Origin of the sequence: Nocardia sp. NPDC059228, assembly GCF_042754245.1 — a bacterium.
GTDB lineage: Bacteria > Actinomycetota > Actinomycetes > Mycobacteriales > Mycobacteriaceae > Nocardia.
Genome location: NZ_JBHZAL010000009.1, coordinates 46,349 through 59,192, shown reverse-complemented (window position 1 = coordinate 59,192; position 12,844 = coordinate 46,349). Strand labels below are relative to the sequence as shown.

The following is a 12,844-nucleotide window of genomic DNA, read 5'->3' as shown; positions in this document are numbered from 1 at the left end:
TCAGTGTAGCTACAGTGACTGTAGCTTTGTCGGCTCGGCGGACCTCTAGGCGGTATCCATGACCACTGCGCACTCCCCGTCCGCTCCCGGGTTCTTCGCCGGGTTGCTGGATCCGGCGAATCGGGCCGATCCCTATCCGCTGTACGACCGCATGCGCGAGCACGGGCCGGTGCGGCTCGGGGGCGGGCCGGTGGTGGTGCTGACGTCGTATCCGGATTGCGCGGCGGTGCTGCGGCATCCGGGGGCGGTGGTGGAACGGCGGCATGCGTCGCTGCCGCTGGGGCCGACGCCGACCTACGATCTCGCGGGGGAGCGGGGCGCGGAATTGGCGGGAACGATGTCGTTCCTGTTCCGGGACGCGCCCGATCACACGCGATTGCGGCGGCTGGTGGCCAGGGCGTTCACGCCGGCGGTGGTGCGGGGGATGGCGCCGCGGATCACCGCGATCGCGGACGCCGCTCTCGATCGGGCCGCGGAGCATGGGCGGCTGGATATGGTGGCGGATCTCGCGTATCCGCTGCCGATCACGGTGATCTGCGAACTGCTCGGGGTGCCGATCGAGGACGAACCGCGCCTGCGGGAGTGGTCGTCCATGCTGGCCCGCACCCTCGACCCGGTGTCGGGGACCGCCACCTCCGGCCGCCCCGACCCGGTCGAGCTGGTGCGGGCCAACAACGAATTGCACTCCTACTTCGAACAATTGGCGCGCGAGCGACGCCGGCGGCCCGGGGAGGACCTGCTGACCGCGCTCATCGCCGCCGAGGAGTCCGGGGACGCGCTGTCCCACGAGGAGCTCATCGCGACCTGCGGGCTGCTGCTGATCGCCGGGCACGAGACCACGGTGAACCTGATCGCCAATGCCACTCTGGCACTGCTCGATCACCGTCATCACCTGGCGAATCTGCGTACCGCCGGATCGCTCGCGGGTCCGGTGATCGAGGAGACCCTGCGCTACGACCCGCCGGTACAACTGGTTCCGCGCATCGCCCGCGACCCGATTACCTTGCCGGGCATCGAGATCGCGGCGGGAGACATGATCATCATGCTGCTCGCCGCCGCCAACCGCGATCCGGAGGTCTTCGCGGAGCCCGGCCGTTTCGATCCGGCCCGCGAGAACCGGCACCTCGCCTTCGGTCTCGGCCAGCACTTCTGCCTGGGCGCACCGCTGGCCCGGCTGGAGGCCGATATCGCCGTGACCCGATTCGCGCGGCGGGTGCGCGAACCCCGGCTCGACTGCGACAGTCCGCCGTATCGGGAACATGTCACGCTGCGCGGACCGGCCGCGATCCCGTTGTCCTACACCGAGATTCTGCCCGCTAGCGGCGATTCATGAGCGCGCCGAGGGCATCGGTGCCGGTGGTGCGGGAACCGCCCGCGAAGGCCAGTCCGGCCAGCGAGCGTTCGGCCGCCTCGGCGTGGCCCGCACCGCAGGCGTCGGTCACCACGATGGGCAGGTAGCCGAGGTCGGTGGCGTGCCGCACCGTGGGTTCGATGCCGACCTCCAGGGCGATGCCCGCCACCGCGAACGCGCCGATTCCCAAGTCCCGCAGGGCGATATCGAGCGGCGTCGCGGCGAAGGCGGACATGGTGATCTTGTCGAAGACGACCTCGTCGGGACCCGGGGACAGCTCGGGCACCAACTGGTACTGCGGCGAGCCCTGCGCGAAAGCGGCCCGCACTTCGGCCGGATCGTCCACGTGCTGCCACTCCATGGCGGTGCGCAGCTGTGAAATCCCCGCCGCCGCCGGAGGGATCGACATGTGGCGGGTGTAGAAGACGCGGAAACCGTTCGCCCGCGCCGCATCCCGCAACCGCACGCAGGATTTCACGATGCTCTCGCCGTCGGGCAGCTGCCCTACGATGCCGACCTGCATGTCGTAGATCAGCAGCGCCATGCGTTCCGGGTGGCAGACGTCCTCGACGGTCTGCGGAATGGTCAGGCCGTAGGCTTGTCGCATGACGGCCTCACCGGGTGCGGTCGTAGGGTTCCGCGACATCCACCGAGGCGTCCATCAGCGCCTCGATCGGCAGCGGCGCCGTGACCGGCACATACGTCCACTCCAGGAACCCCTTCTTGGTGAGCGGGAAGTCGTTCACGTAGCGCTGCGCCTCCTCGACACTGTCGACCTCGAACACGATGACCACCCCCGGCTCGTCGGCGCGGGCATAGTTCTCCCGCACGATGCCCGCCTTCCACAGCCGCCACACATTGGCGACCTCCTCGGGCAGATACGGGGTGATGGTCTCCAGCGTGACGCCGGGCTTGAATCGATCGAATGTAATGACCTTCATGGGAATTCATGAAAGTCCCATGATTACAGTGTTACAAGAACGCACTTTTCGGTAAGTACCGGAGGCGAGATGCCGGCGAAGCGCTACCACTGCCCGGTCGAGGTGACCGTCGATCTGATCGGGGGCAAATGGAAGGCGGTCATTCTGGCGCACCTCAAGGAGGGGGTGCGGCGGTATGGGGAGTTGCGGCGGCTCATGCCGGACACCAGCGAGAAGATGCTGGTTCAGCAGTTGCGGGAACTGGAGTCCGATGGGCTGGTGCGGCGCACGGTATTTCCCGCCGTCCCGCCGCAGGTGGAGTACGACCTCACCGACGAGGGGTGGAGTCTGGTCCCGGTGTTGACCGCGCTCTACGAGTGGGGTGAGAAGCGGAGCGCGCGAACGGGTCTCGTCATCGAGACGCCGTGACACGCCCCGCGTCCGGGTTCGTCAGGCGGCGCGGTCGGTGCGCTCCGTGTGGTCCGGTCCTATGCCGTCCGCCTCGCACTGTGCCCGGTGCATGGCGCACCGGTACTTCGGCCCCGGCTTGATGAAGGCGGGGTCCAGCCGCTGGGCGAAGGTGAGGTTGTCACGCCGCCAGCAATCGATGCACACCGGCTCCTTCATGGCGTCCTCCTCGGTCATCGCTCGCGAAAGGTATGCGCGAGAGGGATTCCCATCCCCGGCCTGATTCGGATATACCCTCGGCAACTCTTCCATAACGGATGCGGTCAAATAGCCGACCGGTCGGTTGCCTATCCGCGGTCGGGGGAGCGCCGGAGGCAGGCGATCAGGCCGCCCAGGATGACCATGTAGACGATGACATAGCAGTTCAGCAGGATCTGCGAGATCGGCCAGGACGGCGGGAACAGGAACCAGCCGACCACCACCCAGCGATCGGTCCAGTGGTAGGCCCAGGCGCCGGTGGTCAGGTAGAGGAACCCGGCCGCCGACCACCAACGCGGTTCCGACGCGGCACGGTTGATCAGGTAGACGAACAGCGGCAGGAACCAGACCCAGTGGTGGTTCCAGGAGAACGGGGAGACCGCGCACGAGGTCAGGCCCGCGGTGGTGACGGTGAGCAGTCTCTCGCCGCGGCTGTAGAGCGCCGCCGCGAGCAGCAGGCCGCCGACCGCGACCGGGACGGCGATCAGCAGCCACAGCCACTGCGGCACCTGATGGCCCGTGAGATGGGCGACCGTGCCCCGCAGCGACTGATTGGCCGGCTGGGTATCGGGGGCGATGCGATCCGACTGGAAGAACGTCCTGGTCCAGTACTGCTTCGAATCGGACGGGAGGACGGCGCCGGCGACCAGGATCGTCATGACGAAGCTGGTCGCGGCCACCACGGCCGCCCGCCACTGCCGCAGCACCAGGAATTGCGCCACGAAATACAGCGGCACCAGTTTGATGCCCGCGGCCAGCCCGGTGCCCACGCCGCGCAACCGGCTGCCCTCCGGGCGCGAGAAGTCCCAGAGGATCAGCGCCATCAGGACGAGATTGATCTGGCCGTAATACAGCGTGGTGCGCACCGGCTCCAGGAACATGGCCGTCGCCGCCAGCAGGGCGCTGATCCCGGCGAGCCGCCAGGTGAGGCGGTGGCCGAGTACGCGCCAGCACAACAGGACACAGCCGTAGAGCACGCAAATGTTCAGTGCCAGCCAGGAATTCGTGACGTAGCCCCACGGCACCATCAGGATCGGCAGGAACATCAGCGTGGAGAACGGCGTGTAGGTGTAGGACAGGCCGCGATGCGTCGTCTCGGTGTAGAGCGGATGGTCGTGGTAGATCTTCCACGCGCCGTCCCGGTACACGTGGACGTCGAAGCCGCCGGCCAGAAAACCCACCTGGTCCAGCCACGGATCCACGGTCGTGAAGATCAGCACCAGCGATAGCACCGCACCGAAGGCCAGCACGATCAGCGTCGTCCTGCGCCACGCCGGTGGTGGCCCACCGGAATCCGCAATGACAGCACCGTCGTTCGTCCTTGCACCGATCAACACCAAACCCACCTCGGATGTGCGATACACACTGCCGGGCTCGAGAAATGCTGAACACGAACGCTTCAGCCCACCCGCCTTGACGCTCCCGGCCAGCGGCCGGCCGATCCGCGCTCTGCGTAGCGCGAATTCGGATTCTCAGCACCCTACCGTCCGCAGCGGACGGTGCGGTCACATGCCCGACCGCGTGGTCTGGAGTGATAGGCGGCGCGCATTGGCGATGATGGCGTCGGCCAGCGCCTGCTCCGGATCCGCCAGCCGGGTGCGGCGGTGCGTGAGAACGAAATCCAGCTCCCCCAATTCGGGGAGCCGGGGGTCGGTGAGCGGGACCAGCCCGTCGGGCAGCACACCCGCCGCGTGCGCGATCACCCCGAGCCCGGCCAGGGCCGCCGCCCGCAGGCCGAGCAGGCTGTCGCTGACACACACGACCCGGCAGGTGCGGCCCGCGTGCTCGAGCGCGCGCAACGCCTGCTGCCGGGTCAGGCTCGGCTCCGGATAGGTGATCAAGGGCACAGGGTCCTCGAATTCCGTTGTGGCCGAACGCCCCGCCCACACCAGCCGGTCCCGCCACAGCAGCGTGCCGTGCCGCTCGCCCGGCAGCCGCTTGCCGAAGACCAGGTCGAGTTCGCCTGCGGCCATGCGGGATTTGAGGGTCTCGCTCAGGCCGACGGTGAGCTCGAGATCCACGCCCGGATGGGTGCGCTGGAACTCCACCAGGATGTCGGGAAGCGCCCGGGCCATCACATCGTCGGACGCGCCCAGCCGGACCAGGCCGGTGAGGGCGGAACCGGAGAAGTAGGCCTGGGCCTGGGCCTGCGCGTCGAGGATGGCGCGGGCGAAGCCGATCATGGCCGCGCCATCGGCGGTGAGCGCCAGATTGCGGGTGTCGCGGCGGAACAGCTCCCGCCCGGCGGCCTGTTCCAGCCGGGCGATATGGCCGCTCACGGTGGACTGGCGCAGGCCCAGCTGACGGCCCGCGGCGGTGAAGCCGCCGGCCCGCTCCACGGCCAGGAAGGTGCGTAGCAGCTCGGGTTCGAACATACAGGTAATTATCACGTATCCCGATGAGAGATATCGGATCGAACGACTATCGCGATCAGCATCCGCGCTCCTACCGTCGAAACGTGCAGCTCCTCGCCAAACTCCGCATCGATTCCTTCATGCTGGGCATCCTCGCCACCGTGGCGCTGGCCGCCCTGCTGCCCGCGCGCGGCGACGCGGCCGAGGTGCTGGACTGGGCCACCAAGATCGCCATCGCGGTGCTGTTCCTGCTCTACGGCGCCCGCCTGGAACCCCGGGAGGCCCTGGCCGGACTGCGGCACTGGCGACTCCACTCCGGAGTGCTGGCAGCCACTTTCGTGATCTTCCCGTTGCTCGGCCTGGCCCTGCGGGTGCTGGTGCCGAGCGTGCTCACCCCGGACCTGTACACCGGTGTGCTGTTCCTGTGCCTGGTGCCCTCGACGGTGCAGTCCTCCATCGCCTTCACCTCGATGGCCCGCGGCAATGTGGCGGGCGCGGTGGTGAGCGCCTCGCTGTCGAATCTGATCGGCGTCTTCGCGACCCCGCTGCTCGTGATGGCCTGCATGAAAACCACGGCGGGCGTGCATGTTTCACCGTCGGCAGTGCTCGCCATCGTGGTCCAGCTGCTGCTGCCGTTCCTGGCCGGGCAGTTGCTGCGCCCCCGCCTGGGCTGGGTGCTCGGCCATCCGGCCGCCACCAAGACGGTGGATCGCGGCTCGGTCTACCTGGTCGTCTACGCGGCGTTCAGTGCCGGTGTGACAGCGGGCATCTGGCACGATCTGTCGGCCCGGGTACTGGTGTCCACGGTGCTGGTCTGCGCGGCCCTGCTGGCCACGGTGCTGGCCCTCACCACGCTGGGTGGCCGGCTACTCGGCTTCTCCCGCGCGGACCGCATCGTGCTGACCTTCTGCGGCTCCAAGAAGAGCCTCGCCACCGGCCTGCCCATGGCCTCGGTGCTCTTCGCCGGGCATCCGGTCGGCCTGATCGTGTTGCCGCTCATGATCTTCCACCAGATCCAGCTCTTCACCTGCGCGGCTCTGGCCCAGCGCTATGCCCGCCGGGCGGACCCGGTGGAAGCCGAGTTGCCCAGCGGTGCAGTGGAACCGGTGTGATGGGTCAGTGCGCCTCGTTCACCGGTGTGCCGGTTTTGCTCGCACCCCAGTGGTTGAAGACCAGATTGAGCACGAAGACCACGATCACGGCCGAGGTGATCGGGCTGCCCGCGATCATCTGGAAGTCGGCCGGGAACTTGGTGTAGATGTTCGGGGCCACCGCCGGCAGCAGTGCCACCGACAACGTGACCGCGATGATCAGCATATTGCTGGTGCCCTCGAACTGGACCTTGTGCAGCACCCGCAGCCCGACCGCGGTGACCATGGCGAACATGACCGTGGCCGCGCCGCCGATCACCGGACCCGGCAGTGCCGCGACCACACTGCCGACCTTGGGCACCAGCCCCAGCGCCACCAGCATGCCGCCGCAGGCCGCGACCACCCAGCGACTGCGCACGCCGGTCAGCCCGACCAGGCCGACATTCTCGGCGAAGGCGGTGTCGGGGAAGGAGTTCATGAATCCGGCCAGCACCGCGGAGAGTCCGTCGGCGGCCAGGCCGCGTCCCAGGTCCGCGGGCTCGAGCTGCTTGTCGACCATTTCGGCGACGGCGACCATATCGGCGGTGGACTCGGTGAAGGTCACCAGCATGACCACGCACATGGAGATGATCGCGCCGAGATGGAACTCGGGGGCGCCGAAGACGAACGGCCGCGAGATCGCGAACCAGCCCGAGGACCCGACCGCCGACATGTCGACCAGATGCATGGGCACCGCCACCAGCGTGCCGATCACGACACTGATCAACACGGCCAGCTGGGCGATCAGCCCGCGGGCGAACCGGTGGATCACCACGATCAGCGCGATCACCAGCCCGGCCAGCGCGATATGCGAAATCTGGCCGTAGTCGGCCGCTTTCGGGTCGTCGCCGGCGATCAGCCCGGCGTCGGCGCCGATCAGCGACAGCCCGATCACACAGATCACGCAGCCCGACACCAGCGGCGGGAAGAACCGCACCACCTTGGCGAAGAAGCGGGCGATGATCAGACCGAACACGCCCGACACCAGGATCGCGCCGTAGACGGTGGGCAGCCCGGCCTCGCCGCCGCCGAACTGCTGCGCGATCAGGATCATGGGTGAGACCACGGTGAAGGTCGCGCCCGCGACCACCGGCAGCCGCACACCGAGAATCCGGCCGATGCCGACCGACTGGATGATGGTGACGATGCCGGAGACCAGCAGATCGGCATTGACCAGCAGGCCGATGGTGTGGGCCGGCAGTTTCAGCGCCCCGCCGACGAGCAGCGGTACCGCGACCGCGCCCGCGTACATGATCGCCAGGTGCTGCAGGCCCAGCAGCGCCAATCGTGGGGGCGGCGGGATTTCGTCGACCGGATGCCGGGGCCGGGCGACGCCGATATCGGGTTTACGGGAGGGGCGCGAAAAGCGCATTTGCATGATGCCTCCTGGAACGCGTGAACAACGGCCCGAACAGGCCGCGACCACGACCCGAATGATGGCGCAGGAAATACCTGTCCCGCAGCAGATTGTTCGATTGTCCAGCCGGCTCGGCGCGCCTCCCGGCCACCTTCGTATTTTCCTACAGAATCCCGCGGCGCGCGGCCCCTCGTGTTGACCGAATATCGTGCCGCGACGTAGGTTCGGGGCCTCGTAACCCGTGGTCACAGGCAGGAGGCGACCGGATGTCCACCAATTCCGACCTGCGTCGCCTCGCCCACCGGACGGTGTGGGTGCCAGGCCGGGTGGCGCACGGCTGCTGAGGCACGGCTTTCTCGACGAGCGGAATTAATCCGCGAACACTGGATAGTGCACTCGATGTAGAAGGCAGCCTGCAATGGCAATTTTCATGACGGTGAACGGGAAGACCACGACGATTTCTCCCGCCGCGCCGCATACTTCTCTGCTGGACTTTCTCCGGGAGCTCGGTCTCACGGGGTGCAAGGAGGGTTGCGCGGAAGGCGAATGCGGCGCGTGTTCGGTGCTGGTGGCCCGGCCGGGAGTGGCCGAGCCGACCGAATGGGTGGCGATCAATGCCTGCCTGGTGCCCGCCGTCGCGCTGGACGGACAGGAGATCGTCACCGCCGAGGGCCTGGGCGGCCCCGCGCGGCTGCATCCGGTGCAGCGTGAGATGGCGGTGCGCGGCGGATCGCAATGCGGTTACTGCACACCGGGATTCGTGTGCAGCATGGCCGCGGAGTACTACCGGCCGGATCGGCGGGCGCTCGACGAGATCGCACCCGACTGCGCGCATGCCGAGACCGGGCCCAATGGCTTCGATCTGCACGCGCTCAGCGGCAATCTGTGCCGGTGCACCGGCTACCGCCCCATCCGCGATGCCGCCTTCGCGGTGGGCGAGCCCGAGGCCGATGACGAACTGGCCCGGCGGCTGGCCTCCGACCCGCCGGAACCGGTGGCGACCGACTTCAGTTCCGGTGGGCAGCGTTTCGTCCGGCCCGCGACCCTCGCCGACGCACTCCGGCTGCTGCGCGAGCACCCGGACGCCACGGTGGTGGCGGGCAGCACCGACGTGGGCGTCGAGGTGAACCTCCGCGGCCGGCGGGCGGAATACACGCTGGCCGTCGATCAGCTGCCCGAACTGCGTGAGCTGACCATCGGCGCGGACCGGATCGAGCTGGGCGCCGCGCTCACCCTCACCGAGATCGAACGCCGCCTGGCCGGGCGGGTGCCACTGCTGTCGGAGTTGTTCCCGCAGTTCGCTTCCCGGCTCATCCGCAATGCGGCCACCCTGGGCGGCAACCTCGGCACCGGCTCGCCCATCGGCGACGCGCCGCCGGTGCTGCTGGCGCTGGCGGCGTCGGTCGTGCTGGCCGATGCCGACGGTGAGCGCGAGGTCGCGCTGGCCGACTACTTCACCGGCTATCGGCGCTCGGTGCGGCGGCCGGACGAGCTCATCAAGTCCGTCCGGATTCCACTGCCGCTGGCGCCGGTGACCGCCTTCCACAAGATCGCCAAGCGCCGCTTCGACGACATCTCCAGCGTCGCCGTGGCTTTCGCGCTCGACATCGAAGACGGTCTGGTCCGCACCGCGCACATCGGGCTGGGCGGTGTGGCCGCCACCCCGGTGCGCGCCTACGACACCGAGGCGGCCCTCGTGGGCCGGCCCTGGACCGAATCGACCGTGATCGCCGCCGCACAGGTGTTGCGGGACCAGGGCACTCCGCTCGACGATCACCGCGCCAGCGCGCGGTATCGCAGCGCCATGCTCGGGGAGAGCCTGCGCAAGCTGTTCGCCGAGACCACCGAACTCGCGGGGGTGCTGTGATGATGAGCCACCTGTCGCAACGACCCAAGAATCCCGCGGTGGGTGTGGCGTTGCCGCACGAGAGCGCCGCCCTGCACGTCACCGGGGCCGCGCTCTACACCGACGACCTGGTGTACCGCACCAAGGATGTGCTGCACGCGTACCCGGTGCAGGTGCCGCACGCACACGCGCGCATCACGGCCCTGCACACCGCGCCCGCGCTGCGCGTGCCGGGCGTGGTGCGGGTGCTCACCGCGGCGGACGTGCCGGGCATCAACGATGCCGGCGTCAAGCACGACGAGCCGCTGTTCCCCGACGAGGTCTGCTTCCACGGCCACGCCGTCTGCTGGGTGCTGGCCGAGACCCTGGAGGCCGCGCGGCTGGGCGCGGCGGCGGTCGAGGTGCAGCTGGAGCCGCTGCCCTCGCTGATCACGATCGAGGAAGCCGTGGCGGCCGGCAGCTTCCAGGGCGCGCATCCTCAGGTGCGGCGCGGCGACCTCGAATCGGGGTTCGCGGCCTCGGCGCACGTGTTCACCGGTGAAATCCACTTCTCCGATCAAGAACACTTCTACCTCGAAACCCATGCCGCCCTGGCGCATGTCGACGAGGGCGGGCAGGTGTTCGTGCAGTCCAGCACGCAGCATCCGTCGGAGACCCAGGAGATCGTGGCCCACGTACTCGGGCTGCACAGTCACGAGGTGACCGTGCAATGCCTGCGCATGGGCGGCGGATTCGGCGGAAAGGAGATGCAGCCGCACGGCTTCGCGGCCATCGCAGCGCTCGGCGCGACCCTCACCGGGCGTCCGGTCCGGTTGCGGCTCAACCGAACCCAGGACCTGACCATGTCCGGCAAGCGGCACGGATTCCACGCGCAGTGGCGGGTCGGATTCGACGACCACGGGCACATTCAGGCCCTGGACACCACCCTGACCTCGGACGGCGGCTGGAGCCTGGACCTCTCGGAACCGGTGCTGGCCCGCGCGCTCTGCCATGTCGACAACCTGTACTGGATTCCCAACGCGCGCTTCACCGGTCGCATCGCCAAGACCAACAAGCCGTCCAATACCGCCTTCCGGGGCTTCGGCGGTCCGCAGGGCATGCTCGTCATGGAGGACCTGCTGGGCCGGTGCGCACCACTGCTCGGCCTGGATCCGATGGAACTGCGCCGCCGCAACTTCTACCGTGCCGGGCAGACCACGCCCTACGGGCAGCAGGTGCGCCACCCCGAACGCATCACCGCCACCTGGGACCAGGTGCTCGAACGCGGTGAGATCGCCACGCGCACAAGGGAGATCGCGGCCTTCAACGCGACGCATCCGCACGTGAAGCGCGGGCTGGCCGTCACCGGCGTCAAGTTCGGCATCTCGTTCAATATGACGGCCTTCAACCAGGCCGGGGCGCTGGTGCTGATCTACAAGGACGGGTCGGTGCTGATCAATCACGGCGGCACCGAGATGGGGCAGGGCCTGCATACCAAGATGTTGCAGGTGGCGGCCACCACGCTGGGCATCCCGCTGGACAAGGTGCGGCTGGCGCCGACGCGAACGGACAAGGTGCCCAACACCTCCGCGACCGCGGCGAGTTCGGGGGCCGACCTGAACGGCGCGGCCATCAAGAACGCCTGCGAGCAGCTGCGCGAGCGCCTTCTGCAGGTGGCGGCGGCCCGGCTGGGAGTCCATGCCTCCGACGTCCGCATCGCCGACGGCGTCGCCCGCGCCCTGGGCCCCGGTGACGAGGTCGTCGAGTGGAACGAGCTGTGCCGGACGGCCTATCTGCAGCGAGTTCAGTTGTCCGCGGCCGGTTTCTACCGCACCGAGGGCCTGCACTGGGACGCGAAGACCATGCACGGCTCGCCGTTCAAGTACTTCGCCTACGGCGCCGCCGCCGCCGAGGTGGAGGTGGACGGCTTCACCGGCGCGTACCACATCCGCCGCGTCGACATCGTCCACGATGTCGGCGACAGCCTGTCCCCACTCATCGACATCGGCCAGATCGAGGGCGGTTTCGTGCAGGGCGCGGGCTGGCTGACGCTCGAGGACATCCGCTGGGACACCGGTGACGGACCCGGCCGCGGGCGGCTGCTCACCCAGGCGGCGAGCACCTACAAGCTGCCCAGCTTCTCGGAGATGCCCGAGGTCTTCAATGTCACCCTGCTGCAGCACGCGCACGAGGAGGGCGTGGTGTACGGGTCCAAGGCGGTGGGGGAGCCGCCGCTCATGCTGGCGTTCTCGGTGCGCGAGGCACTGCGCCAGGCAGCCGCGGCCTTCGGACCGGACGGGGTGAGCGTCGAGCTGGGCGCGCCCGCCACGCCGGAGGCGGTGTACTGGGCCCTCGACGCGGCCCGGCGGGCCCGCGAATTCGCCACCGGGGAAAGCGTTTCCGCCCGTGCGTGACCTGACCTGGGTGTCCGCGGTCGCGCGACTGCGCGACCGGCGGGAACCCGGCGTCCTGGTGACGGTGGCGTCCGTGCGCGGCCACGCGCCGCGCCGGGCGGGCGCGAAAATGGTGGTGGGACAGTCCGATATCTGGGGTTCGATCGGCGGCGGCAATGTCGAGGCCGTCGCCGTCGAACGCGCCCGCGAGCTGATCGCGAAACCGCACGCCGAACCCGAGCTGATGGAATTCGCCCTCAACGACAAGGTCGTCGGTCAGCACGGCGTCCAATGCTGCGGCGGCACGGTGACCGTGCTGCTCGAGCCGCTGCCGGTGCGCCCGGCGGTGGCCATCTTCGGGGTCGGTCATGTCGGGCTGGAACTGGCCCGCATCCTGGCCCGTCAGGATGTCGACCTGCACCTGATCGACTCCCGGCCCGAGGTGCTCACCGGGGAACGGCTCGCGCCGCTGGACGACGCCATCGCCCGGGTCCATACCCATCACACGCCGCTGCTGCCGGAGCAGGTCCTCGACCGGCTGCCGCCCGGCACCCACGTCCTGATCATGACCCACGATCACGCCGAGGACGCCGCCCTCTGCGATGCCGCCCTGCGCGCCGACGACCTCGGCACCATCGGCCTGATCGGATCCCCGGCCAAGTGGGCGCGGTTCCGGAAGCGGCTCACCACCGAGGGCGGCCATTCGCCGGAAGCCCTGGGCCGCATCAAGACTCCGATCGGGCTGGCCGATATCACCGGGAAGGAACCCGCCGTCATCGCGGTGAGCGTCGCGGCGGATCTGTTGCGCACCTTCGAACTCGGGGCGCGCACCACCGACTGACGCCGCG

At 68.9% G+C, this 12,844-nt stretch carries 12 protein-coding genes; 6 read left to right on the top strand and 6 right to left on the bottom strand.

Going from position 1 to position 12,844, the window contains the following annotated elements; all coding sequences use genetic code 11:
* Nucleotides 1-58 precede the first annotated feature (58 nt).
* Complete coding sequence (locus ACFXKA_RS16545) at nt 59-1,333, top strand: cytochrome P450 (protein ID WP_379427856.1); 1,275 nt, start codon at nt 59-61, stop codon at nt 1,331-1,333.
* On the opposite strand, the gene ACFXKA_RS16540 is transcribed toward ACFXKA_RS16545, so the two are convergent.
* Together ACFXKA_RS16540 and ACFXKA_RS16535 are read right to left on the bottom strand one after the other, a co-directional pair.
* Complete coding sequence (locus ACFXKA_RS16540) at nt 1,317-1,958, bottom strand: cysteine hydrolase (RefSeq protein WP_354841676.1); 642 nt, start codon at nt 1,956-1,958, stop codon at nt 1,317-1,319. The genes ACFXKA_RS16545 and ACFXKA_RS16540 overlap by 17 nt on opposite strands.
* Before the next feature lie 7 nt (nt 1,959-1,965).
* On the bottom strand, nt 1,966-2,292 hold the full coding sequence (locus tag ACFXKA_RS16535; RefSeq protein WP_213557582.1) for a hypothetical protein: 327 nt from the start codon (nt 2,290-2,292) through the stop codon (nt 1,966-1,968).
* 69 nt (nt 2,293-2,361) lie between these two features.
* Between ACFXKA_RS16535 and ACFXKA_RS16530 the strand changes: the two genes are divergently transcribed.
* Nucleotides 2,362-2,700, top strand: coding sequence for a helix-turn-helix domain-containing protein (locus ACFXKA_RS16530; protein WP_354841679.1), 339 nt, complete (start codon nt 2,362-2,364; stop codon nt 2,698-2,700).
* A gap of 21 nt (nt 2,701-2,721) precedes the next feature.
* Here the strand turns inward: ACFXKA_RS16530 and ACFXKA_RS16525 are convergent, their stop codons facing one another.
* The 3 genes from ACFXKA_RS16525 to ACFXKA_RS16515 form a co-directional block, all read right to left on the bottom strand.
* Complete coding sequence (locus ACFXKA_RS16525) at nt 2,722-2,916, bottom strand: hypothetical protein (protein WP_354841682.1); 195 nt, start codon at nt 2,914-2,916, stop codon at nt 2,722-2,724.
* Between the two features lie 110 nt (nt 2,917-3,026).
* Nucleotides 3,027-4,274 carry a glycosyltransferase 87 family protein gene (locus ACFXKA_RS16520; RefSeq protein ID WP_379427855.1) on the bottom strand — a complete coding sequence of 416 codons (1,248 nt, stop codon included), beginning with the start codon at nt 4,272-4,274 and terminating at the stop codon, nt 3,027-3,029.
* A gap of 168 nt (nt 4,275-4,442) precedes the next feature.
* Nucleotides 4,443-5,312: a LysR family transcriptional regulator gene (locus tag ACFXKA_RS16515; RefSeq protein ID WP_379427854.1), complete on the bottom strand. Its 870-nt coding sequence runs from the start codon at nt 5,310-5,312 to the stop codon at nt 4,443-4,445.
* A gap of 83 nt (nt 5,313-5,395) precedes the next feature.
* Here ACFXKA_RS16515 and ACFXKA_RS16510 point away from each other — a divergent pair, with 83 nt between their 5' ends.
* The gene (locus tag ACFXKA_RS16510; protein ID WP_379427988.1) at nt 5,396-6,403 is read left to right on the top strand and encodes a bile acid:sodium symporter family protein; all 1,008 of its coding nucleotides are present in this window, start codon (nt 5,396-5,398) and stop codon (nt 6,401-6,403) included.
* Nucleotides 6,404-6,407: 4 nt separating this feature from the next.
* On the opposite strand, the gene ACFXKA_RS16505 is transcribed toward ACFXKA_RS16510, so the two are convergent.
* Nucleotides 6,408-7,799 (bottom strand): nucleobase:cation symporter-2 family protein, encoded by a 1,392-nt coding sequence (locus ACFXKA_RS16505; protein WP_354841690.1) that lies wholly within the window; start codon nt 7,797-7,799, stop codon nt 6,408-6,410.
* Nucleotides 7,800-8,196: 397 nt separating this feature from the next.
* Between ACFXKA_RS16505 and ACFXKA_RS16500 the strand changes: the two genes are divergently transcribed.
* The 3 genes from ACFXKA_RS16500 to xdhC are packed head-to-tail and all read left to right on the top strand — an operon-like array spanning nt 8,197 to nt 12,837.
* On the top strand, nt 8,197-9,645 hold the full coding sequence (locus ACFXKA_RS16500; RefSeq protein ID WP_379427853.1) for a xanthine dehydrogenase small subunit: 1,449 nt from the start codon (nt 8,197-8,199) through the stop codon (nt 9,643-9,645).
* Nucleotides 9,645-12,017, top strand: coding sequence for a xanthine dehydrogenase molybdopterin binding subunit (xdhB, locus tag ACFXKA_RS16495; protein ID WP_379427852.1), 2,373 nt, complete (start codon nt 9,645-9,647; stop codon nt 12,015-12,017). Before ACFXKA_RS16500 ends, xdhB begins: the two co-directional genes overlap by 1 nt.
* Nucleotides 12,010-12,837 carry a xanthine dehydrogenase accessory protein XdhC gene (xdhC, locus tag ACFXKA_RS16490; RefSeq protein WP_354841699.1) on the top strand — a complete coding sequence of 276 codons (828 nt, stop codon included), beginning with the start codon at nt 12,010-12,012 and terminating at the stop codon, nt 12,835-12,837. The genes xdhB and xdhC overlap by 8 nt, the downstream gene beginning before the upstream one ends.
* The last annotated feature ends 7 nt before the right edge of the window (nt 12,838-12,844 follow it).